The 22,904-nt window shown below is 57.7% G+C and carries 25 protein-coding genes and 1 pseudogene; 19 read left to right on the top strand and 7 right to left on the bottom strand.

Annotation, left to right across the window (positions count from 1 at the left end):
• Positions 1–33 precede the first annotated feature (33 nt).
• The 6 genes and pseudogenes from ACZ5FP_RS25905 to ACZ5FP_RS25880 all read left to right on the top strand — a co-directional run.
• Positions 34–177 (top strand): annotated as a pseudogene (locus ACZ5FP_RS25905) (Clp protease N-terminal domain-containing protein); the annotation flags it as partial.
• Positions 178–371: 194 nt separating this feature from the next.
• Positions 372–626 (top strand): DUF2171 domain-containing protein, encoded by a 255-nt coding sequence (locus ACZ5FP_RS25900; RefSeq protein ID WP_464665350.1) that lies wholly within the window; start codon positions 372–374, stop codon positions 624–626.
• Positions 627–1,074: 448 nt separating this feature from the next.
• Entirely contained in the window at positions 1,075–2,133 is a 1,059-nt protein-coding gene (locus ACZ5FP_RS25895) for a Dyp-type peroxidase (protein WP_464665349.1), read from the top strand.
• An 8-nt stretch (positions 2,134–2,141) separates the two neighbouring features.
• Complete coding sequence (locus tag ACZ5FP_RS25890; RefSeq protein ID WP_464665348.1) at positions 2,142–2,942, top strand: family 1 encapsulin nanocompartment shell protein; 801 nt, start codon at positions 2,142–2,144, stop codon at positions 2,940–2,942.
• Between the two features lie 89 nt (positions 2,943–3,031).
• Positions 3,032–3,328, top strand: a complete 297-nt coding sequence (locus ACZ5FP_RS25885; protein WP_464665347.1) for a hypothetical protein — start codon at positions 3,032–3,034, stop codon at positions 3,326–3,328.
• A gap of 156 nt (positions 3,329–3,484) precedes the next feature.
• Positions 3,485–3,901 carry a hypothetical protein gene (locus ACZ5FP_RS25880; protein WP_464665346.1) on the top strand — a complete coding sequence of 139 codons (417 nt, stop codon included), beginning with the start codon at positions 3,485–3,487 and terminating at the stop codon, positions 3,899–3,901.
• Between the two features lie 167 nt (positions 3,902–4,068).
• Here ACZ5FP_RS25880 and ACZ5FP_RS25875 read toward each other — a convergent pair whose 3' ends face one another.
• The 6 genes from ACZ5FP_RS25875 to ACZ5FP_RS25850 all read right to left on the bottom strand — a co-directional run bounded on the left by ACZ5FP_RS25875 (position 4,069) and on the right by ACZ5FP_RS25850 (position 8,599).
• Complete coding sequence (locus tag ACZ5FP_RS25875) at positions 4,069–4,866, bottom strand: transporter substrate-binding domain-containing protein (protein WP_464665345.1); 798 nt, start codon at positions 4,864–4,866, stop codon at positions 4,069–4,071.
• Positions 4,867–4,889: 23 nt separating this feature from the next.
• A complete protein-coding gene (locus tag ACZ5FP_RS25870) occupies positions 4,890–5,621 on the bottom strand; it encodes an amino acid ABC transporter ATP-binding protein (protein ID WP_464665344.1) in 732 nt (243 codons plus the stop codon).
• On the bottom strand, positions 5,608–6,258 hold the full coding sequence (locus tag ACZ5FP_RS25865) for an amino acid ABC transporter permease (protein ID WP_464665343.1): 651 nt from the start codon (positions 6,256–6,258) through the stop codon (positions 5,608–5,610). Before ACZ5FP_RS25865 ends, ACZ5FP_RS25870 begins: the two co-directional genes overlap by 14 nt.
• Positions 6,255–6,917 carry an amino acid ABC transporter permease gene (locus ACZ5FP_RS25860; protein WP_464665342.1) on the bottom strand — a complete coding sequence of 221 codons (663 nt, stop codon included), beginning with the start codon at positions 6,915–6,917 and terminating at the stop codon, positions 6,255–6,257. Before ACZ5FP_RS25860 ends, ACZ5FP_RS25865 begins: the two co-directional genes overlap by 4 nt.
• 66 nt (positions 6,918–6,983) lie before the next feature.
• Positions 6,984–7,655, bottom strand: a complete 672-nt coding sequence (locus tag ACZ5FP_RS25855; RefSeq protein WP_464665341.1) for a 3-keto-disaccharide hydrolase — start codon at positions 7,653–7,655, stop codon at positions 6,984–6,986.
• Positions 7,656–7,663: 8 nt separating this feature from the next.
• Complete coding sequence (locus tag ACZ5FP_RS25850) at positions 7,664–8,599, bottom strand: sugar phosphate isomerase/epimerase family protein (protein ID WP_464665340.1); 936 nt, start codon at positions 8,597–8,599, stop codon at positions 7,664–7,666.
• Between the two features lie 123 nt (positions 8,600–8,722).
• On the opposite strand from ACZ5FP_RS25850, the gene ACZ5FP_RS25845 reads away from it, so the two are divergent.
• Positions 8,723–9,670, top strand: a complete 948-nt coding sequence (locus ACZ5FP_RS25845) for a LysR substrate-binding domain-containing protein (RefSeq protein WP_464665339.1) — start codon at positions 8,723–8,725, stop codon at positions 9,668–9,670.
• A gap of 36 nt (positions 9,671–9,706) precedes the next feature.
• Here the strand turns inward: ACZ5FP_RS25845 and ACZ5FP_RS25840 are convergent, their stop codons facing one another.
• Positions 9,707–10,591 carry a DMT family transporter gene (locus ACZ5FP_RS25840; RefSeq protein ID WP_464665338.1) on the bottom strand — a complete coding sequence of 295 codons (885 nt, stop codon included), beginning with the start codon at positions 10,589–10,591 and terminating at the stop codon, positions 9,707–9,709.
• A gap of 249 nt (positions 10,592–10,840) precedes the next feature.
• Here ACZ5FP_RS25840 and ACZ5FP_RS25835 point away from each other — a divergent pair, with 249 nt between their 5' ends.
• The 12 genes from ACZ5FP_RS25835 (at position 10,841) to ACZ5FP_RS25780 (ending at position 22,882) form a co-directional block, all read left to right on the top strand.
• The gene (locus tag ACZ5FP_RS25835) at positions 10,841–11,578 is read left to right on the top strand and encodes an SDR family oxidoreductase (protein ID WP_464665337.1); all 738 of its coding nucleotides are present in this window, start codon (positions 10,841–10,843) and stop codon (positions 11,576–11,578) included.
• A gap of 387 nt (positions 11,579–11,965) precedes the next feature.
• On the top strand, positions 11,966–12,991 hold the full coding sequence (locus tag ACZ5FP_RS25830) for a glucokinase (RefSeq protein ID WP_464665336.1): 1,026 nt from the start codon (positions 11,966–11,968) through the stop codon (positions 12,989–12,991).
• Between the two features lie 363 nt (positions 12,992–13,354).
• Entirely contained in the window at positions 13,355–14,377 is a 1,023-nt protein-coding gene (locus tag ACZ5FP_RS25825) for a 4-hydroxythreonine-4-phosphate dehydrogenase PdxA (protein ID WP_464665335.1), read from the top strand.
• 204 nt (positions 14,378–14,581) lie between these two features.
• Positions 14,582–15,277, top strand: coding sequence for an amino acid ABC transporter permease (locus tag ACZ5FP_RS25820; protein WP_464665334.1), 696 nt, complete (start codon positions 14,582–14,584; stop codon positions 15,275–15,277).
• Positions 15,278–15,288: 11 nt separating this feature from the next.
• The gene (locus tag ACZ5FP_RS25815) at positions 15,289–15,936 is read left to right on the top strand and encodes an amino acid ABC transporter permease (RefSeq protein ID WP_464665333.1); all 648 of its coding nucleotides are present in this window, start codon (positions 15,289–15,291) and stop codon (positions 15,934–15,936) included.
• A gap of 3 nt (positions 15,937–15,939) precedes the next feature.
• Positions 15,940–16,701: an amino acid ABC transporter ATP-binding protein gene (locus ACZ5FP_RS25810; protein WP_464665332.1), complete on the top strand. Its 762-nt coding sequence runs from the start codon at positions 15,940–15,942 to the stop codon at positions 16,699–16,701.
• Positions 16,702–16,752: 51 nt separating this feature from the next.
• Positions 16,753–17,547, top strand: a complete 795-nt coding sequence (locus ACZ5FP_RS25805; protein ID WP_464665331.1) for a transporter substrate-binding domain-containing protein — start codon at positions 16,753–16,755, stop codon at positions 17,545–17,547.
• A gap of 147 nt (positions 17,548–17,694) precedes the next feature.
• The gene (locus tag ACZ5FP_RS25800) at positions 17,695–18,780 is read left to right on the top strand and encodes a YncE family protein (protein ID WP_464665330.1); all 1,086 of its coding nucleotides are present in this window, start codon (positions 17,695–17,697) and stop codon (positions 18,778–18,780) included.
• A 236-nt stretch (positions 18,781–19,016) separates the two neighbouring features.
• Positions 19,017–19,640 carry a triose-phosphate isomerase family protein gene (locus ACZ5FP_RS25795; protein ID WP_464665329.1) on the top strand — a complete coding sequence of 208 codons (624 nt, stop codon included), beginning with the start codon at positions 19,017–19,019 and terminating at the stop codon, positions 19,638–19,640.
• A complete protein-coding gene (gene derI, locus ACZ5FP_RS25790; protein WP_464665328.1) occupies positions 19,637–20,101 on the top strand; it encodes a D-erythrulose-4-phosphate isomerase in 465 nt (154 codons plus the stop codon). The genes ACZ5FP_RS25795 and derI overlap by 4 nt, the downstream gene beginning before the upstream one ends.
• A 95-nt stretch (positions 20,102–20,196) precedes the next feature.
• Entirely contained in the window at positions 20,197–21,141 is a 945-nt protein-coding gene (locus tag ACZ5FP_RS25785; RefSeq protein ID WP_464665327.1) for a sugar phosphate isomerase/epimerase family protein, read from the top strand.
• Between the two features lie 13 nt (positions 21,142–21,154).
• Positions 21,155–22,882, top strand: a complete 1,728-nt coding sequence (locus tag ACZ5FP_RS25780) for a dihydroxyacetone kinase family protein (RefSeq protein WP_464665326.1) — start codon at positions 21,155–21,157, stop codon at positions 22,880–22,882.
• Positions 22,883–22,904 lie beyond the last annotated feature (22 nt).

The following is a 22,904-nucleotide window of genomic DNA, read 5'->3' as shown; positions in this document are numbered from 1 at the left end:
TTGCCCTTCATTGTCGCCTTGAAAGGTAGCCCGATGAACGTTGAAAAATACACCGATCGCGCGAGGGGTTTCATCCAATCGGCGCAGTCTTTGGCTTCCCGCCAGGGGAACCAGCAATTTACCCCGCTTCACATCTTGATGGTGCCGCTCAATGACAAGGAAGGGCTGGTACGGGGCACGTTTATCTCGCGCCGCAGACCGCACGCCTTTTTACGGCAGCGAAAACAGTCGACGAAGACGATCTGGATCCGGTTTGAGCACGGGTCGTTCCATGATCGTTTCCGGTAATGTCAAAATACGAGCATGCCCCCTGCACCGCTTGGTGGGACAAGGCCAAATGCTATTCGAGTTCAACAAGGGAGACTATTATCATGAACGATAAGATCAGAGAAAACATGGAAGTCATCGGGGCCGATGGTGTCCATGTCGGCACCGTTGATCACATTGAAGGCGCCCGCATCAAGCTCAAAAAGAGTGATAATTTTGGGAAACACGAAGGACACCACCACTATATCGAGCTTGGTTTTGTGGCAGATGTCGAGGGTGAAAGGGTTCGACTTTCGGCAAATGCGGACATTGCCGTGACACTGGAAGAAGAAGCATCCGGGCGGCCCGTCAAACTTTGACCATTGTACACCCTGCAGACGATTGAGCCGAGCGCTGAGGGGCGTGGGAACGTCCCCCAGCCCTAAGCGTCATCATAGAGGGAGTGTGCCAATGCCGGAATACGATCGCTATATAACCATTAACAAGCCTGCTCTTGGCATCTGCATACGTCAAGGTGCCGGTCTTCCTGATTTCGCTGATCCGAAAGAGTGCGTCTTTGACGGGCCTGTAGCACCAAGATCTGTTGTCTCCGAGTATCGTGGAAGGTGTCGCTTGTGATGGGCATGCATTCCGAGACATGGATTAACCCTCCTATGTATGATCGCCCAGGGAGCACCAGGATTGGCCATACACAACAGTGCAAAGCGATATATGCTCTTGCACATCGAAAATTAACCGCGCAACCATTCTCTTGCGACTTTCAAAGAACTCCCGGCACACTTTATTGAAGTTCCAAATGGAGCAATTATGGACTCACCGATACCCTCCTCTGTTTCGCAACCGGTCGTGGCAAAGCTAACACGCGCGGCAATATTTCTTGTTCTGACGATTAAACCCGGACGGGACCACGAGATGGCCACGCGCGCGCTGTGCAGCGATCTGTCAGGACTCCTGCGCGCGGTGGGTTTCCGTGATCTCGAGAGCCGCCTCTCCTGCGTCATGGGCTTCGGTTCTGATTTCTGGGACTGGGTCTTCGGGGCACCCAGACCCAGGGATTTGCACCCCTTCCGTGAAATCCGCGGCCAGCATCACGCCGTTTCGACACCAGGCGACATTCTCCTGCATATCCGTTCGACGCGCATGGATTTGTGCTTTGAACTGGCGACGCAGATCATGTCGCGGCTTGATGGTGCGGTCGCCACCACGGATGAGGTGCATGGTTTCAACTATTTCGATGATCGCGATCTGATCGGCTTCGTTGACGGAACAGAAAACCCCGTTGACCAGGCCGCCCAAAGAGCCACCATCATCGGGGAGGAAGACGCTGCTTTTGCGGGCGGGAGCTACGTGATCGTACAGAAATATCTGCACGACCTCAAACGGTGGAACAATGTGCCGGTCGCTGAGCAGGAGAACATTATCGGTCGGACCAAGCTTTCCGATATCGAACTCGACGATGCCGTGAAACCAACCTCAGCGCACAATGCGCTCACGACGATCATCGAGGACGGCGAGCAGCTTGAAATCCTGCGGGACAACATGCCGTTCGGCGAGGCGGGCAAAGGCGAATTCGGCACCTATTTCATCGGTTATGCCCGTTCGCCGCGCCGGATTGAACAGATGCTCGAAAACATGTTCATTGGGCGCCCGCCAGGCAACTACGACCGGCTGCTCGATTTCAGCCGTGCGGTGACCGGCACGCTGTTCTTCGTTCCCACCGCGACATTCCTGGACAATGTCACGCCCGAGGGTGCCGCCCCTTCCACATTCGCCCTGGCCGGGGATCTTTCCGGGCCGGAAGACATCGTTAAACCGCAACCATCCCGGGGCAACGGTTCGCTCGGCATTGGTTCGTTAAAAAAGTGAGGCAGACAATGAACAATCTCCATCGGGAGCTCGCTCCGATCTCCGGCAGTGCTTGGGCGCAAATCGAGGAAGAGGCATCACGTACCTTGAAACGCCATTTGGCGGCCCGGCGCGTTGTCGATGTTGTCGGCCCCAAGGGCGTCGATTTTTCCGCTGTGGGTACGGGGCATATGAAGCTGATCCAGGGCCTTGGCGACGGAATCCAGTCGACACAGCGCGAGGTAAAGGCTCTCGTCGAGCTCCGGGTTCCTTTCGAACTCACGCGTCAGGCCATTGACGACGTGGAGCGCGGTTCGACGGATTCGGACTGGACACCTGTCAAGGACGCCGCGCGTAAGATCGCGTTCGCCGAGGACCGATCTGTTTTTGATGGATTTGCCGCGGCAGCCATTCACGGCATTCGCGAAGGCAGCAGCAACGCGCCCGTGCCGCTCCCTTCCAGTGTGACCGGTTATCCGGATGCGGTGGCGCAAGCAGTCAGCCAGTTGCGGCTTGCCGGTGTAAACGGCCCCTATGCGCTCGTGCTCGGTTCCGCGGCCTATACCGCTGCGAGCGGCGGAAGTGACGAGGGCTATCCCGTCTTCCACCATATCGACCGGGAAGTGGACGGAGGAATTATCTGGGCACCGGCCATTGAAGGCGGGTTTGTACTGACAACCCGCGGCGGCGACTTTGAACTGGATATCGGCCAGGACATTTCCATCGGTTATCTCAGCCATTCCAGCGCGGCCGTCGAACTCTATTTGCAGGAGACGTTCACATTCCGGATGCTGACGGCAGAAGCAGCGGTCGTCCTGACCAGCACATGACAACGCGTTGTACATAGCATGCTGTCGCCGGTGCCGGCGCGGCAATACCAATCGGATAAATGCGTTCCATTAGGAAAGGAGCATTGGACATGAGCGAATCAATCACTCTCACCGACCATCAGGCAATCCGGGACTGGGTTTCCGCGCGGGCTGGGTCTCCGGCCATCGTCGATACCTCGCCGGAACTCGGCGGGACACCTGTGCTTCGCATCGTCTTCGAACCGGAGTTTGTACCGGATGTTGACCAGCCCCTGGATGAAGGTGGTCTCGAAGTGGTCGAATGGGATGACTGGTTCCGCGTATTCGACGCGCAGAATATGGTTTTTCTGGTCGCCAAGGACCAACCAGGCAAGCTCGATATGTACCACCAGATACTGAAGCCCTAGGCCAGCTGTGGTTATAGCAATCATCCGCTATTGCTCATCCCAAGCGGGAGCATTCAAGAAACCTTATGGTTTCCATTGTGACGGTTGCCCCCCTTATGCCTTTCAGCCGCACACTTAATATGCATAGCAACATTAAGCCTGAAGAAGGAGGACATCATGCCTTACGAGAAAGTTCAGACCAAAGGCGCATATTCTGATTTCACAATCAAAGACGAGGATATCGATAGAGCTTATCGCCCGTTGGAAACGAGCCCAAAATCTGCCGGTAATTGGGTGCTCGGCTTGGTCAACATAACGAATGAATGCTATTCGTTTGCCTCCATAACCGATCAAGATGGCAATTATGGAAAATGGTTTACAATACCTGAAATATGCAAAAACTGTGAGACAAATTATGATGATTGCACGGCTAATGGTGGATGGGGTGCGATTTTATCTATGCCAAGCACCTCGCCACCATTTAGCATTCGCATAGCAACGCAGCCCGATCAGTATGGAAATGTACAGGGAACGGAATTCTTGGGAATTAATCCAAGCCCCGCTTATAAGGGTGCGCTTATCGGGATTTCTTGATCCCTTTGCCAGTATCAGTTCGAACACACAATTCAAAGTATCTGGTTTCTGGCCCTAGAATCGAACATCACAAACCAGCACCGGTCTCTTTACCGCGACAACAAGGCTTGTGATCTGTGTCGACCAGATCGATCGCAGTCTCACCGCGGTCGATCTGTTCTATCGAATTATCGCGACGGGAGAGCCAGTTCCAAAGGCTGCAGCGGCAAATCAAGATACTTCTGGCTGAGCCGGTCGAGATCGCCGTTCAATTGGCTGTAGTAGATGAAGCTGTTCACCCATGCCAGAAGGTTCAGTTCTCCCATCCGCACAGCCATATGGGCCGGCGAGGACCGTAGCGCGATCAGGAGTTCCATTTGCTTGTCCGGGTTTTGCTTCTTCAAAGCCGCTACCGTAGTCGTGCTCGACGTTAGCAAATCAGTTTGTCCGGAGAGGAAGGCCGTCGCGGACGTGGAGTCTGACTCGAACTGTTTTACTTGCGCGCGCGGATTTTTCGACAGGATTGCCTGCGTTGCAGCAGCCCCGCGTGTCGCGGAAACCGTATAGGAACTCAGGTCGTCGAGCTTGGAGACAGGCAAGTCCTTCGACCCAAAGACGCCGAGAACCGTGTTGACATAGGGTGCGGAGTAAAGCACCTGCTTTGCACGCTCTGGCGTCATACCCAGATTGGAGATGACGAGGTCCGCCTTGTCCGTCACGAGGACGGCGACGCGGTTGGCCGACGGCACGCCGACCGTCTCGAGCTTGACGTTCAGCGCCTGCGCGACCATCTCCGCCATCTCGATATCGAGACCGACGGGCTTGCCATCCGCTCCAACAGAGCCAAAAGGCGGACTATCCAGCGATACCGCGACGCGGATGACGCCGTTCGACAGAATGTCCTGAAGCCTGTCTGCCCAGGCGTTGGTTGCTGCACCTGCAACACTGATGGCAACGACAAGCGCCTTGAAGAGTTTCTTTTTCATGAAGTTCCCCTTTTCTTGGTGAGTTAATGGAGGACGGCGCTGAGGAATGCACTCAGCTCCGGGGTTTTCGGATCCGAAAGGACGGCTTTAGCGGGGCCGTCCTCCCACACCTTGCCTTTGTGCATGAACACGGCTCTCGTCCCGAACCGCTTGGCAAAGCCCATCTCGTGAGTAACGAGAATCATCGTCATGCCTGTCGACGCCACATCCTCGAGAACCTTCAGGACCTCGCCAGTCAGTTCGGGATCGAGTGCGGACGTCACTTCGTCGAACAACATCACCTTCGGCTTCATCGCCAGCGATCTAGCGATGGCCACTCGCTGCTGCTGCCCGCCGGAAAGCTGGCGCGGCAGGTGATCCAGCTTGTCTTCTAGCCCCACTCGTCGGAGAGCTTCATGCGCGAGATCGCGCTGCTCACCTTTTGGAATGCCTTGTACGAGCTTGGGCGCCAGGGTGATGTTTTCCGCGATCGTCAGGTGCGGAAAGAGATTGTAGCTCTGGAAGACCATGCCGACCTGCTGACGAAGTTTCCGCAGATCCGTCTTCGGGTCGTTGACGGTGATTCCATCAACGATGACGGAACCGCTCTGAACCATTTCCAATCCGTTTATGCAGCGCAGCATCGTGCTCTTGCCCGAGCCCGACCGCCCGAGGACGGAAACGATTTCGCCCGGCTGGATATTGAGAGACACGTCGTTCAGCACGGTCAGCGAGCCGAAGCACTTCTCCACGTTTTTGAGTTCAACGATTGACATCAAGCTTCCTTTCGAGGCCGCGGCTCCAAGTGGTGAGCGGGTAGCAAATGACGAAGTAGATCGTTGCTACGATCGAGTATGCGAGGAGCGGCTTGTAGGTCGCAGCCGAGAGGTATTGACCGCTCTGGGTCAGTTCGTAGACGCCGATCGTCGAGGCGAGCGACGTGTTCTTGAGCAACTGCACGGCAAAGCCAATCGTCGGCGGGATTGCAATCCGGATGGACTGGGGGAGGATCACCCACGTGAATTGATGGAATACTCCGATACCGAGCGAGGAGGCCGCTTCCCACTGCGTCTTCGGCACAGAACGCAAGGCGCCAAACCAGGTTTCGCCAAGAAACGCCCCGCCGTAGATCGAGAAGCCAACCGAGACGGCGAGCCATGCGGAGATATTGAAACCCAGCGTGGCGAGCCCGAAGAACAGCAGGAATAGCCAGACCAGCAGCGGGGTCCCCTGGACGATCTGCACATAGAGGATCGCGAGCCACCGGACGGGACCGACGCGAGAGAAGCGGAGCCCTGCAATCAGGATTCCGATGAGGGAGGAGCCGACGAACGCCACCAGAGAGAGGAGCAGAGTCGTTCCGGCGGCCTCAACGATCGTCAGCAGGTCAAGTAGTTGGATTTCGCGGATCATTGGTCCCGTCCAAAGCACAGCAGATAAATGGAGACGAAGAGGGCACGGAAAAGAAGGGCCAGTGCGAGGTAGAGTGCGCCTATGAGCAGATAGATCTCAAAGTCGCGGTAGGTCATCGCCTGGACGATCGAGCCCATATGGAATAGGTCCGAAACCGCGATTTGCGATACCACCGAGGTGGACAGCATGAAGAACACGAACTGGCTGGCAAGAGCGGGGAACATGTCCTTGATCGCAGGAACAAGAACGACATGCCGGAACACCTGGTAACCCGAGAGCCCGAGACAGGCACCTGCTTCTTTTTGCGACTGCGGAACGGCCTCGATGCCGGCACGGATGATCTCCGCGAGGTAAGCTCCGAGATAGACGATAAAGCAGATGATCGCCGCATAGAGACCGGGTATGCGAATGCCAAGGCTCGGCAGGCCGAAATAGACAGTGAAGAGCTGTACCAGCAGTGGGGTGTTCCTGATCACCTCGACATAGATGATGACCGTCTTTCGCGCCCATCCAGGCCCATAGATGCGGGTCACGGCGGCGGCGAGGCCGAGCAGCAATCCGCCCGCAAGAGCGACGCCGGACAGTCCCAAAGTGAGCAGGAGCCCCTCAAGGAACAGGTTCCAAGCAGAGAGGACATCCCGGAATTGAAGGTGATACATCGTGAGACCTGCCTACGTCGGTTAATGGTGCATTGGCGCGCGGCAAACGCGCGCCAATGCCGGCGATTACAACGGAAAGACTTCGACCCGTCGAAACTCCACGCGTTGTTCGGTCACTTGCAGCGCGACCTTGCCGTGGTCCGTGGTGCAATCGTAGCCCTCGTTCACAAGGACACCATTCAGCCAGATGCGAAGGGAGTTCCCCTTGCACTCGAATGCCATCGTGTTCCACTCGCCCAGGGGCGCTTCGGCGTCGACGATCTTGACGACATGCCGGCCGTCCTGGTCACCGCCGCCCGGCTTTTGACCCTTTTCCAGCGGCCGCCGCTCGGGATTGTCGCAGAGGATGTTGTCGATAATGCAGTAGATGTCGCCTGCATCATGGTGCCGGATCTTCACGTCCAGCGACTGCGGAAAGATGTTCTTCGATTTCGTCCTAAGCATCCGCAGCTTCGAGACATGGACGAGAATGCTTCCGCCACCGCCCTCCTTGGGCAATCGGTAGTCCACCTCAAGGCGATAGTTCCGAAATGCCTTGTCCGAAACCAGATGACCCACCGTTTTGCCGGGGGTGACGATGATCCCATTGACGATTTCGACGATATCGGGAGCTGACGGATCTTCATCACGCGCCGGGATGTCGGAAAACCATCCCGAAAGATCCTTGCCCTTGAAGAGGACGATCTTTTCTTTCGGCTCGACGATTTCGAGCGCGGACGTATTGGCTGAATTGCTCATCTCTCGCCTCATGTTACGATCAGTTTGGAAAGCGTGTTGTAGCCGAGCCGCAGACCAGCACGTTCTTGGCTGTAGTTGCTGACCACATCGGCTTCCGACTTGATCGAGTGGATCGTCTGCATGCTCGCGAAGATGTCATCCTCATGCTCGATATCGAGATTGCCCTGGTACCCCGACAGAATGACGGCGCTGATGAACTTCGGCCAATCGACCTCGCCCCAGCCCGGTGCGCGCGCGCGCCACCAGCGGCGATCAAGGCCTTTCTTCGGCGCAAACGAGCGCCCTAGTATTCCGCTCCGGGCAAGAATTTTCCGGTCGATCTCCATGTCCTTGGCATGAACATGGAAGACCTTACTCGCATAGTCCTTGATCGCCTGGCAGTAATCAATGCCCTGCCAGACGAGGTGCGATGGATCGAATTCGAGGCCGAGGCGATCCGAGGGAACGACATCGAAAATCACATCCCAGATTTCCGGGCTGTAGGCGATATTGTTGCCCTTCATGGTGACGACGTTGATCATCGGGCAATTTTCGAGGGCGATCTTCACATTGTGTTTTTCCGCAAGATCGCAGTAGCGGGAGAATAGCTCCTTGAAAGCGGGAATGTTCTCCTCGACGTTGAGGCGCGGGTCCTGGCCGGCGAAGGTCCCCACGACCTCGACACCGAGACGAGACGCAAGGTCCATGACCTTGGGTAGGTAAGCCTGTGCCTCCTCGCGTTCGTGGTCGTCAGGATGCTGATAGTTCGGATAATAGCCGAGAGCCGAGATCTGGATGTTCTTGCTGTCGAGATCCTTGCGGATTTCGTCGAGCTGGGCGTCGGTCGTCGTGTTGGCGTCGAGTGCTGAACCCGGCCAAGCGGAGAGCTGAAGACTGGTGAAACCGACTTCATGGGCGAACTCGGCCGTTTCCTTGGAATAGTTCGTGTAAAAACCAATTCTCACGGGGGTGGATCCTTTGGTTTGATGTCTTGGTGAAAAAGCGAAAACGCTGCAGCCGTTTCCATGACCAAACCATTGCCCTGAATATTCTTCCTGGATAGGTGCAAAAAATGCTAACAGGAATGCATGAAATGCACCACACTGCAAAAAATGCATGTGCTAGTTTTTGTTACCGCCCTCTTCTCAATCCATGGTTCAATGCCTCGTAACTTACCACCGTTAACAGCCTTGAGAGCCTTTGATGCCGTGGCACGGCTGGGTAGCCTTCGATCGGCCGCCGAAGATCTCTCCATCCATCACACCGTAGTGGGCCGGCATGTGCGCAAGCTGGAGAATTGGCTCGGGGTAAAGCTGCTCGACAGCAACTTTGCCGAGACACGCCTGACGGATGCCGGAAAGGAGTATCACGAGCGTATTGCGGTCGCGCTCGATCATATCGACGATGCAACCTTCATGCTTCGCCCCTCAGGTCACCAGCAACTGAAGGTCTGGTGCGGACCAGGCCTCAATAAATCGTGGCTGATGCCGCGCATTAAAGAGATTAACAAGGCAGCTCGGGTTGATGTCGTACTCTTGCGAGCGACTGATCACCTTCCAGATTTCAGGCGGTTCGAAGCCGATGTGGCCGTCCACTACGGACGTGAATACATCGCGTATAGTAATTCACTCGAATTGTTTAGGCCAAGACATATAGCTGTCGCAAGTTGTGACTTTCTGGAACGCTACTCAGTGAAGGAGCCCCGCGACCTACTTTCGGTTCCGCTGCTTCACGAGCAAACTACGGACGTCTGGGCAAGATGGCTTCACGCGAACGGCGTCAAAGCGCCTCCTACGCTCGGTGGTCAAAAACTGGGCTATGCGCATATCGTCATCGAGGCGGCTGCAATCGGCCAGGGCGTAGCGCTCGCCAATGAAATTCTAGTTGCGCCCGAGATAGCGCAAGGTCGGCTCACAGAAGCCGTTCCGACCGAAACGTATCTCGACTCCTATTACTTCTACGCCTCCAAGAGCAGATGGAACGAGCCAGCCATCTCGCGCCTTCGACAGTACCTCGTCGATAACCTCGGCGTTTGACGGCCGCACTCGCGCATACAAATCTGTACCTGCCTTTCAGTGTGTGACGCTCTGCTTGGCCCTAATACGTTCTCGGTGAATATTGTAGAGGTTCACCGCGATGATCACGAGCGCTCCGATCAACACATTCGGTTTCACAGGGTCGCTGGAAATCGCGATCCCATAAACGAGCGCCCAAACCAGCATGGTATATTGGAGCGGCGCAATCGCCGAGGCAGGTGCGCGGCGGAGAGCTTCAAGTGAGATGAATTGCGCCAACCCCATAAAGAAACCGGAACCCGCAGCGATCAGCATGACCTCCCCCGTCAATGGCTGCCACTGAGCAAGAGCGCCGGGGAAACCGACAAGAAAAATTCCAAGCAGCACAGCCGCGACCATACTGACACGATCCTCCTCATTGCCAATTTTCCTCATGATCAGGACGACCGCCGCGCTTACCAACACGCTGCCAAAGGCCGCCAAATGCGCCATGGTGAAGTGGGTGGCAACGGGGTCAACCATCACAAGGATGCCCACAAATCCGATCAGGATGGCGGCTATCCTGTGTATTCCCACGGTTTCGCCAAGAACAGGGATCGATGCCAAGGTCACGACAATCGGCGTACAGAATACGATCGCGTAGACCTCCGCCAAGGGAAGCACTGAGAATGCATAAAAGCCGCAAAGCGTATTAGTACCCGCAAGCACACCACGAAGGATGACCAATATAGGATTTTTGATACGGGTTCTAAGACCTCCGCGTCGAAACACGACGAACATGAAAGGTACAAACGCAAAGGTAACCTGGAGAAGGATGATTTGGAACACCGGCACCTGTCGAGTCAGCACTTTGACGAGCATGTCGCTCGTACTGAACAGTAAATAGGCGGCGAGCGACAGTTGGATGCCCGCTAGCGCGGGATTGGTAAAGTTTATGCGCATTGCAGCTCCTCAAACGGGTGAGCCACAATACGAGTGCGTCAACAGGCGCTTAGAGGTGCAAAAAAAGCTCACGGAAATGCAATTTTGTACTCTTCCGTCCGCTTTAGGTTTGGAGACATATATGGACATCCAGCAGCATCCTCTGCGCTCGATACATGAATATACGATTGAGTGTTGGTAACCCGCGGCCAGCGTCCGCAAAGGGGAGCAATCTGACATCGATTTTAACACAAGCACCAGGACGTCAACATGAAAGTCGCAATCGTAACTGGTGGCTCGCGAGGCCTCGGAGCTGGCATCGCTTCCGCGCTTGCTGCAGATGGATACGCAACTGCCGTAACCTACTCGCGCGATCAACGCGGCGCCCAAAAAGTTGTTGAATCTATCATTTCAAAAGGCGGAATAGCAAAAGAATTTTGCTTCGATGTTAGAGACGCGAGCGCGGTCCAGGAGAATATCAATCTCATTTCCGAAACCCTTGGCGATATAGAGGTGATCGTTAGCAACGCCGTTGGAACGCATTCGTCGCACAGCATCGAGAATCAGAACTGGGACCATTATCAGAATTTAATGGATTACTGTGTCAAAGCGCCGCTTTTTCTACTTAAGGCAATTGTCAGAGACTGGAAAGTTAGGCGCAGTGGATGCTTCATCAATATCGGTAGCGAGTCCGTCGATCTGGCGAAGGCGGAATCGGCGCCATATTTGGCTGCGAAAGCTGCGATGGTCGGTACAACCAGATCTTGGGCCCAAGAGCTAGGCCCGTTTAATATACGGGTGAATTTGGTTTGTCCTGGTTTTATTCCAGTTGAGCGCCATTCCGATCTAAGTCAGGAAGTTTTCGATGACTACTCTCGCCAGGTACCGCTTCGTCGTCTTGGTTTACCGTCAGATGTAGGAAACATGATTTCATTTCTCGCATCGACGCGAGGAGCTTTTATTACTGGGCAAACGCTACATGTAAACGGCGGAAGAACAATGACATAGTCGGACTTAGATGGTTGCGGTCAAGCGGAACACCTACCTTGTATCAGTTCGCGCCTTGAGAGATCGTAAGCGCTTTTTGCTGCGCTTGTCGCCCGCTATCGGTGCCGATAAGTCGAATGGCTGCTGCGCGAAGATTTTTTGGCTCATCGCCCTAAGTCGGTCTATTAGCAAATCCGGTACGCATCCTGCGTTCGACACTATGCCGAGCCGTTCTCCGGCGGCCGAGATTTCCAATACATCCAGAGCTTTCGCGCTTGGCATTAGTGTCGTGCGTAGTCCGGCTAAGTGTCGCCCCCATCGAACCTAGCGACCGCCGATCATCTGTTCGAATTTGCTGCGGCACTTCACCGAAGCAACCCTCCACGAGATAATGAACGGGACTTATCGATGATACGGCCGGGCGAAAATCAAGCGAACCTCCCCTTCCCCATCCTCGTCGGTGATATCGGCGGCACCAACGCGCGTTTCGCGCTGCTGGCCGATCCCGTTGCCGAACCGAAACAGTTCCCGATCGTCCAGACGGCCGACTTCAAGAACATCGACGAGGCGCTCCAGCAGTGCATCCTCCACAAGAGCTCAGTGCAACCGCGCTCTGCCATTCTCGCGCTCGCCGGCCCGATCGAGGGCGATGAGGTGCCGCTGACCAATTGCCCCTGGGTGGTGCGCCCGCGCGACATAATCGCCAATCTCGGTTTCGAGGACGTGCTGCTCGTCAACGATTTCGAAGCGCAGGCGCTCGCCGTCGCCTCGCTCGGCGAAGGCGAGCGGGAAAAGATCGGCCCTGGCATCGAGCGGCATGCCGCCTCGCGCAGCGTGCTCGGCCCCGGCACCGGGCTCGGCGTCGCCGGCCTCGTCTATGCCCGCGATAGCTGGATCCCGGTCCCCGGCGAAGGCGGCCACGTCGATGTCGGCCCGCGCAGCGCGCGCGACTACCGGATCTGGCCCTTCCTCGAACCCATCGAGGGCCGCATCTCCGCCGAGCAGCTGCTGTGTGGCCGTGGCATCATGAACATCTATCGTGCCGTCTCGGCCGCCGACGGCCTCGTCGCCTCGCTCACCACCCCCGCGGACGTGACGGCCAAAGCGCTGGCGCAGGATGACCGCGCTGCGATCGAGACCGTCTCGCTGTTCGCCACCTATCTCGGGCGCGTGGCCGGCGACATGGCAATGGTCTTCATGGCGAAGGGCGGCGTGTTCCTGGCAGGCGGCATCTCGCAAAAGATCCTTCCGGCGCTCCGCGGGCCCGAGTTTCGCGCTGCCTTCGAGGACAAGGCGCCGCACAGCGCGCTCCTCAAATCCATCCCGACCTATGTCGTCACCCATCCGGTCGCGGCCCTCGCCGGCCTTGCCGCCTTCTCGCGCATGCCGGATCGCTTCGGCGTTGCAAAGGAGGGACGCTACTGGAAAAGGTGAAGTCTACGGCGGCACTTCACTCCATTGTCGTAAACGGTAAAGGCAAGCGCTTCGTCAGCGAAACTGACTTCAATATCGGAGAAGCTATCGATCGGTGGGATCCAGAGACAGGAGAACAGCACTTGTTCTGACCCCAAGAAACCCAGTCATCCGACTGATCGAAAATACCGTGCTCGAGGACCAGCATCTCGCCCTTCGCATCGAAGACGACAAGCCGAAGCAGATGTCGGGATGATGCCGTTCTTGCCCCAACAGGGCTCTTGCAGCGCAAGGTATAGCACTCACAACAAAATTCTGTATGCAGAATACTTGATGACCTTATTCAGAAGTGCTATAATGGAAAAATACACTCGGGAGGTGGACATGAAGGGCAGCATTCCGACCTTGGTACTGGCGATGGGCGATCCGGCTGGGATCAGCCCTGAGTTGACGGCGCGGGTGCTGTCGTTGAATGAGGTTCGTTCCACGGCAAGGATCGTGGCGATTGGTGACGGCCGGGTGTTGCGTGAAGGTGCGCGCATTGCCGGCGTAGACGTTGATGTCGAGATGATCGATGCGGTGACTGACGCAATCAAACCGTCGTTGAAGCCTGCATTCGTCGATCTTAAACACTGCGACCCCGCGGGCATTACCCCCGGCGAAGTGAGTCTCAAGGGTGGCCAATTCGCCCTTGCAAACTTCCGCGCAGCGATTGAATTCGCGTCGGCCGGTCATGCGGATGCGGTCTGCTTCACACCGTTCAACAAGGCAGCGATGCGGCTGGCGTATCCGACCTATACTGACGAGATCGTCTTCTTGGACGAGGTCTTCGCCGTGAGCGGATCAGCCAGCGAGTTCAACATCCTGGGTTCAATCTGGAATGCACGCGTGACATCGCACGTTCCTCTCAAAGATGTCGCGCCTCTCATCACTGAGGCCAGTGTCGTTCGAGCCATAGAGCGGACACAGGAAGCCATGTTGACGGCGGGCTTTACAAAGCCTCGCATCGCGGTCGCGGCTCTCAACCCCCATGCGGGCGATGGAGGCAATTTCGGTCATGAGGAGATAGATGTCATCACACCCGCAGTACATCGCGCGCAGGCTAAGGGCGTGGCGATAGCGGGACCATTTCCCTCCGATACGGTTTTCCTCCGTGCCAAGGCCGGAGCATTCGATGCCGTCCTGACGATGTACCACGACCAGGGGCAGATCGCGATGAAGCTGATGGGCTTTGACAAGGGCGTGACCTTGCTGGGCGGCTATCCAGTGCCGATTACGACGCCGGCACATGGCACCGCCTATGAGATTGCAGGCAAGGGGGTCGCCAATGTGAGCGCCACGCGCGAGGCTCTCTTGCTGGCAGCCAAGATGGCGATGCACGCTCACCAGCGGGCTATCGCTTCGTAGGTCTCAACAGTTTGAAGGCAAAAGCCTGGGTCGAATTCGCAGCGCCGATATCAAGAAAAGTATCTAGCTGCGGGTGGGAATCGAAATGAACGCCGGAAAGTCCGTACGGGGCAATGGCTTGGACGCTTTCATGGGTGAAGCGTGCATGTACGCTGCTCGATACTTCCATTCTCGATTACACTGGCAGTGCCTACAGGTGCAGGCATGAAGTACAGCTTCGACTTCAGCTTCCTATGGGACCCCAAAAACGAGTATTGGCGGGACCTCCTGCACGGTGCGTTCCTCACTGTAAAAATGACCATGGTCGCGATTGTCCTTGGTTTCGTCTTTGGTACCCTCTGTGCGGTCGCCCGGACAGGGCGGGTCGCCTGGCTCCGGCGGCTGGTCGCGATCTATGTAGAGATCATCCGGAACACGCCGCTGCTCGTACAGACCTTCTGGCTATTCTTCGGCCTAGCCGGTGTTGGCTTCAAGCTTTCGGCCTTCGCGGCAGCCGTGATTGCCTTGACGCTGAATGTCGGCGCCTATTCGTCCGAGATCATCCGGGCAGGCATCGAATCCGTCTGGAAAGGTCAGATAGAGGCGGCCGAGAGTCTCGGGCTTTCAAGGACCAGGATGCTCTTGGATGTCGTGCTTCCTCCCGCGATTGAACGGGTGTTGCCGGCACTGACCAGTCAATTCGTCCTGATGATGCTGGCCACCTCGATCATGGCACAGATATCGGCAGAGGAACTGATGGCTGCGGCTAGCCGGACCCAATCGGAGACATTCCGGGGGTTCGAAATCTACATCGTCGTTGCCGTGATCTATCTTGCGCTTTCCATTCTCCTTCGCTTCGGCATCAGAGGCCTCGGATGGCTTGCGTTTCCACGGCGCCGCCGCCTCGGGACCCCGTTGTAGGAGCGCGCACCATGGCATTCTCGCTCAACCAATTCGTCTTCCTGCTGCAAGGCACATTCTGGACCATCGTTCTGTCGCTGATCGGCTTCATCGGTGGCGGGATCATCGGCATGGTCATCGCGCTGATGCGGGTATCGCGCTGGCGTGTCCTGAACTGGATCGCTGCATCCTACGTGCACGTCGTCCAAGGCATTCCCCTTCCGGTCCTGATGTTCCTGTCCTATTTCGGTTTGGCGATCACCGGGGTGGACGTACCTGCAATCGTCGCTGCCGGCCTCTCCATGACCATCTTTGCAGCCGCGTTCCTCGGCGAGATTTGGCGCGGCAGTATCCAAGCCGTGCCACGTACCCAGTGGGAGGCTGCGGATAGTCTCGCTTTGTCCGGTTTCCAGAAAATGAAGGACGTCGTTCTGCCGCAAGCTGTTCGTCTGTCGATCCCGCCCACGATCGGCTTCATGGTCCAAATCGTCAAGAATACATCCTATTCGGTCGTGATCGGTTTCATCGAGTTGACCCAGTCCGGCAAGATCGTCAACAACGCGATCTTTGAGCCCTTCCTGGTCTTCACGATCGTAGGCGCCATTTACTTCAGCCTTTGTTCACCACTGTCGCATGCAAGTCGCCGCCTCGAAGCGCGTCTTCGTGCCCGGGGAGCCTGAGTCATGATTTCTTTAAGCACCCAATCCGTTACCACGAAATCGATGGTCCGCTTCGACGGTGTCCATAAAAGTTTTGGTTATCTTGAGGTCCTGAAGGGCGTCGACTTCGATGTGGCGAAGGGAGAGGTCGTCTGCATCATCGGCCGCAGTGGCTCTGGTAAGAGCACGGCTTTGCGATGCATAAATGGCTTGGAGCGGATCAACGCCGGAAAGCTCGAGGTTTGCGGACACGAGGTCGGCAGCGATCCCAAAGTCGACCTGCGGTCGGTCCGCAAGGACGTCGGCATCGTCTTCCAGAGCTACAATCTGTTTCCGCACCTGACAGTCGAGCAAAATATCACTCTCGCGCCGCGTCGGGTAAAGCGTATTTCAAACAACGATGCGCTGGCCATCGCGTCTCGCGTGCTCGCACAGGTAGGCCTCTCGGAAAAAGCGCAGAATTACCCCGAACAGCTCTCCGGCGGTCAACAGCAGCGTGTCGCGATCGCCCGTGCACTCGCCATGCAGCCGCAGGTCATGCTGTTCGACGAGGTGACGTCGGCGCTCGATCCAGAGCTGAAGGGGGAGGTCCTCAAGGTCATGGAAGAGCTTGCCGCTGGCGGTATGACGATGGTGCTCGTCACCCATGAAATGACTTTCGCACGCCAAGTCGCCGACAAGGTGATCTTCATGCATCAGGGTCGCGTCCACGAGACGGGGTCGGGGGACATGCTCGCCAATCCACAGACGCCGGAACTGCAGCAATTCGTCGGCACCGGGCTATGACCACGGAGGCGTCTTCCACCACCAACCCAGAAACGAAAAGGGAGAAAATCAATGAAATGGACGAAGATCGCAATTGCCGCTCTTGTAACTGCCATGGCTTTCGGCTCAGCCGTCAGGGCGGATACACTCGCCGACATCAAGGCTCGCAACAAGCTCCTGGTTGCGGTCGATCTGGGCTTGCCGCCCTATGGCACGGTCGATTCCAGCATGCAACCGACCGGCTCGGACGTGGAGGCGGCACGCCTTCTCGCTGCGGACATCGGCGTGCCGCTCGAGATAGTGCCAACAACCGGCGCAAACCGGATTCCGTTCCTGCAGACCAATAAGGTGGACCTTGTCATGTCTTCCTTTTCGGTAACTGAGGAGCGCAAGAAGGTCGTCGATTTCTCGCTTCCCTACGGCATCATTACCGTTCTTTGCGCTGCGCCCGCGGCCACCGAGATCAAGAGCGCCAAGGATCTGGAAGGTAAGACGATCGCAGTCACGCGTGGCACCGGTGCCGACGCGGATGCGACCAAGCTGGCTAAGGCGGACGATAAAATTTCGATTGTCCGTTTTGATGACGATGCGACCCTGATCACCGCCGTGGCTTCGGGGCAGCAGGACATCATCGTCTCGGCTCCCGCGCAGATGGGTGAGATCAACAAGAAGACTCCGGACAAGAAGCTTGAGCAGAAGTTCATCATCCGGACCAACGGCTATGCCGTTGGTATTCGGAAGGACGACGACACGCTGCGGAACGCTGTGAATACCTGGATCGAGAAGGATCTCGCGAACGGCAAGTTGCGGGACGTCTATAAGAAATTCCACGGCGTAGATCTGCCAAGGGAGATGCCCAAAGGCTGAGGGTCGCGCGTCTCCCACTAGATCGCCAACGCAAGACTTCGCGGCACATTTCAAAAGAGCCGCTCATGAACCAGAGCGGGGCGAAGCCTCGGTCTGCGGGCTGGCGCATTGCCGAAAATGCGAACCGAACAATGGAGGAAGAATTCAATGAACAGGCAATCTTGTCTCACTGCGATACTGCTCGCAATAGCAACATTCCCGGTGGCCGGCATCAGTGAAGCTGCTGATGCCGCGCGCGTCGCCACCATCGATATTCCGGGCAAGCCACTCGACAATTTCGACATTGGCTTCGTCGACTCGAAGGCTGGGAGGTATTATTTAGCGGATCGTGCCAACGCGTCCGTCGACGTGTTCGACACAACCAAGAACACATTTCTCTACCGTCTCGACGGCTTCACCGGCTCGGAAAAGGATCACAATGGTCCCGACGGCGTCCTGGTGATTCCGGAGCTCAAACAGCTTTGGGCTGGCAACGGCGACAGCACGGCAAGAATTTACGACATCTCGTCGGAGCCAGCCAAGCTCGTCAAAACAATCAGTACTGGGGGCAAGAAGCGCGTCGACGAGATGGCCTATGACCCGAAGGACAAGCTCGTCGCGATGGCGAACGACAGCGACGAGCCGGCCTTTCTCACCTTCATATCGACCGAAGCCGATCACGCGGTTCTGGGCAAACTCGAACTGCCAGATGCGACGGACGGCATTGAGCAGCCGGTCTATTTCGCGGAGACCGGGATGCTCTATCAGAATGTCCCGATCTACAAGAAGCAGGACAATGTCGGCGGCCTTGCGGTCATTGATCCAGCCAAGCGGTCGCTGGTCAGCATGATCGAGGTCAAGGATTGTCAACCAGCGGGCAATGCCCATGGTCCCGGCACGAATGTCTTGCTTGGCTGCAAGGCAGGCTCCGCCGCCAGCAAGATGCCGGCGCAATCCGTTATCGTTGATGTTGCGGCCAGCAAAGTCGTTGCGGCGGTGAGCCAGGTCGGGGGCAGCGACGAGGTTTGGTACAATCCGGGCAACAAGCGGTACTACCTCGCCGCCCGCGAGAATCCAGGCGGACCGGTGCTCGGCATTATCGATGCCGAAAAAAACACCTGGGTCGCAAACATTCCGACCGCCAAGAATTCGCACTCGGTGGCTGCCGACTCCACAAGTAACCACGTATTCGTTCCGATGATGCCGAACGACGCATGCAAAGCCGGCTGCGTTGCCGTCTACGCGGCGCACTAGGGCGATCTTGCCCCGCCCCACGCCTTCGGGCGTGGGGCTATCCGCGAATGTGTTCCAGGGATCCGAAATGCGCAAACTCGTTGCTGGCACTGGCTGGAAGATGAACATCGGCGCCACGATGGCTCTGCGCTACGCAACAGGACTGCGGCCGCTTCTTTCTGGCATCAACACTGCCGCACTTGAGCTGTTCGTCTTGCCCCCCCTTCACCTCGCTAGCTGCTGCCAAGGAAGGGTTCATGGGCAGCGGTGTTGGTATTGGCGGCCAGAATGTGCATTGGGAAGCATCTGGAGCCTGGACCGGCGAGGTCTCGGCGCCGATGCTGGTGGAGGCTGGTTGCCGCTATGTCGAACTCGCGCATTCGGAACGGCTTCAATATTTTGGCGAGACCTACGAGTTGGTTCGCCTCAAGCTCAATTCGGCCCTCGGTCACGGACTGACACCGATCCTGTGCCTAGGCGAAACCGCCGAGGACAAACGGCTGGGACGTAGTGACGCTGTTCTGGCGGAGCAGCTCCAAACGGCCCTGGCCGACCAGCCGGGCCAGCGCGTGCCCGAGGTCATACTCGCCTATGAACCACGATGGGCCATCGGCACCACCGAGGCGGCTACACCGGACTATATCGCGGCCCGCCATGACGCCTTGCGTGATCTGATCGGCGAGCGCTGGGGCGGGGCGGCGGCGAGCCGCACTCGCATCATCTACGGGGGATCGGTCACGCCCTCGAACGGCTCGGATCTTATGGCGCCCCATAATGTGGACGGACTTTTCGTCGGGCGCGCTGCCTGGTCACCCCAGGGCTTTGCCCGGATCGTCGCGATTGTCAGCGAGGCGGTCGTCAAGAAAGGACATCAAACATGAAACTCGTTCTCGCGGCCGACAGCGCCGGAAAGCCCTTGCTCGATGTCATCGCCGCACATCTCAGCGGAAAGACGGGGGTCGAGATTCTCGACCTCAGCAAGCCCGTTACTGGCGCCACCGAGTATTACGCCGACATGACCGAGCGTGCCGCTCACGCCATCGTTGACGGCCGAGCGCAGCGCGGCATCTTTTGCTGTGGCACGGGCATCGGCGTCTGCATATCAGCCAACAAGATTCAGGGTATTCGCGCCGCGCTCACTCATGACACTTATTCAGCTGAACGGGCCGCGAAGTCGAACAATGCGCAGGTTATCACGATGGGCGCCCGTGTGATCGGTCCCGAACTGGCCAAGGCGATCGTGGACACTTGGCTTGCCGCCAGTTTCGACGAAAGCGGGCCATCGGCAGAAAATGTGCAGGCCATCAACCGCCTCGACCAACGTACTGGCAAAGGGGAATGATGGTCGCCCCCAAGCAAGATGCTGCACGAGCGCTCGGCGCCTATCATCTTCGATCCGCCTAGTTGCTCCCAGAGAGAGAAAGAGAGAGACCCTTCATGCCAAATGCTGCAACAACGACATCGCTCAATCGGGATAACTGGCCAATCGCGGCGGCGATGATCCAGTACCCAAACCTGCTGCCGGACGGCACCTCGGTTCAGAACCAGACGATCGAGCAATGGGCGGCGACCCTTGCTGAGATTGTCGACTCCGGATTCACTGAACTCGATCCCACGGATTCGTGGCTTCGCCTCGCCGATCTCAACCCGGAACGGCTGCGCGACTTTATGGCGCTGGCCAATTCGCTCAATCTGAACATCCCGGCAGTCTCGACGTCACGCCGCAGCGTCATAGACCCCAAACATGGCGACGAATATTTTGCTTACAGCCACCGCGTCATCGATACAGCCGCCGAGATCGGAGCCAAGGCCGTGTCCTTCGGCCTGTTCGGGCCCCTAACCACTGCACAGAAAGCTGCACTCTGGTTCTGGACGGTCGAAGGTGAGCGCAATCCCGATGATACATCGATCAGGAACCTTGCCGTAACCCGCATCCGTGACCTTGGCCGACATGCCGCCGAGGTCGGAATAGAGGTGTCGCTCGAAATGTACGAGGACACCTATCTCGGTACCGCCGACAGTGCGGTGCAGTTCCTTACCGATGTCGACCATCCAAATGTCGGTCTCAATCCGGACCTCGGCAACCTCATCCGCCTTCACCGCCCCGTCGAGCACTGGCTTTCCATGGTCGAGAAAACGGTGCCCTTCGCCAAATACTGGCACGTCAAGAACTACACCCGCTCAGAGGACGCTATGACGGGGACGATTGTCACGAATCCAGCCGCTCTGGAGTTCGGCCTGATCAATTATCGCGTCGCGATCAAGAAGGCGATCGATTGTGGCTTCAAGAGCGCATTTCTCGTCGAACATTATGGCGGCGACGGTATCAGCGTGAGCGCCACTAACCGCGACTACCTCAGACGCATCCTGCCGCGAGCATAAAGGAAGAACGCAGATGACATCGATCCATGATGAACCCGAAACCTTCGCAGCGACCGCACTTGCGGGCTTCTGCTCGATCCACGCCAGAACCGTGCGTCCAGTGTCGGGCGGTGTGGTGCGGTCCACAGCCACTCCGCGCGGCAAGGTGGCCGTCGTTGTAGGCGGCGGCTCTGGTCATTACCCCGCCTTCGCTGGCTATGTCGGTCCAGGCCTTGCCGACGCTGCTGTCGCCGGCGACGTCTTCGCCTCGCCTTCAGCCCGGAATATCGCCAATGTGGCCCGCCTTGCCCATCGCGGTGGCGGCATCCTGCTCGGCTTCGGGAACTATGCGGGCGACGTTTTGAACTTCGGGCTTGCAGCCGAGCGCTTGGCGGCGGAAGGCATCGACGTTCGAGTTCTGCCGGTGAGTGACGATGTGGCTAGCGCACCTGTCGACCAAGCGAAGCTCCGTCGCGGCGTGGCGGGGGACCTTGTCGTCTTCAAAATCGCTGGTGCCGCAGCCGAGGCCGGCATGAGCCTAGCGGATGTCGAGCGCCTAGCCCTGCTCGCGAATGCGCGCACCATATCCTTTGGCGTCGCTTTCAGCGGCTGCACGCTGCCGGGTGCCGTGGAGCCCCTGTTCACTGTGCCGGAACGGCACATGGCTGTTGGGCTTGGCATACATGGCGAACCCGGTATCGCTGAAGAACCGATCCTTCCGGCCTCGGCCTTGGCCAAGCTCCTTGTCGATCGTTTGCTGCGGGAGCGCCCGAATGACGGAACCAGCCGTGTCGCCGTCGTGCTGAACGGCCTCGGTTGCAGCAAGCATGAGGAACTGTTCGTTTTATGGACGGGCATAGAAGCATGTCTGAAAATGGCGGGGCTCGAGATTGTGGACCCGGAGATTGGGGAGTTCGTCACCAGTCTCGACATGGCAGGCTGTTCGTTGACCCTGACGTGGCTGGACGATGAACTCACGGAACTTTGGCGAGCACCCACCGATACGCCGGTTCTGCGCCGAGGTGCAATCATCGCAACCGAGGCCGCTCCCGCCCTCGAAGGCGAGGAGCGGCAGAAAGCGAAAATCCCTCCCGCGTCCGAAGCATCCCGCGTAAGTGGGAGATGCGTGGCAACCCTGATGTCCCGGATCGCTGAGGCCTTGCGGAATTCGGAGGAAGAACTAGGCCGTATCGATGCTGTTGCCGGAGATGGTGATCACGGGCAGGGTATGAGCCGTGGCTCCGCTGCAGCGGCCGAGGCGGCCCGGAAAGCTTCCGCTGCGGGAGCTGGAGCAGCCACCGTTCTGGCTCTGGCGGGCGACGCCTGGGCCGATCGCGCCGGCGGGACATCCGGCGCGCTGTGGGGCCTTGCATTGCGCAGTTGGAGCCGTGCGCTTGGAGACGATCTCGCGATAACACCGGAAGCGGTCGCGGAAGGCGCGGCGGCAGCCTATCAGGCCGTCACCCGTCTTGGTCGTGCGCGGATCGGCGACAAGACCTTGGTTGATGCTCTCGACCCTTTTGTGAAGACGCTGACAATAGAAGTGAAAGAGGGGCAGTCGTTGGCCAGGGCGTGGAGAACCGCGGCCGATGCAGCTAAGGCTGCCGCGGACGCCACCGCGCAGCTCACGCCAAGGCTTGGCCGGGCCCGTCCGCTCGCAGCAAGAAGTTTGGGGCATCCGGACGCCGGTGCGGTTTCGCTGGCAATGTGTGCCCGTGTTGCCGGCGACTTCATCGCATCAGCCACAGGGGATCGGGAGTGATCGCGGCCGGATAGGTCGCGAC

The sequence above is a fragment of the Phyllobacterium sp. T2-21 genome, from assembly GCF_055378485.1.
This window is presented reverse-complemented; position numbering and strand designations above follow the sequence as displayed.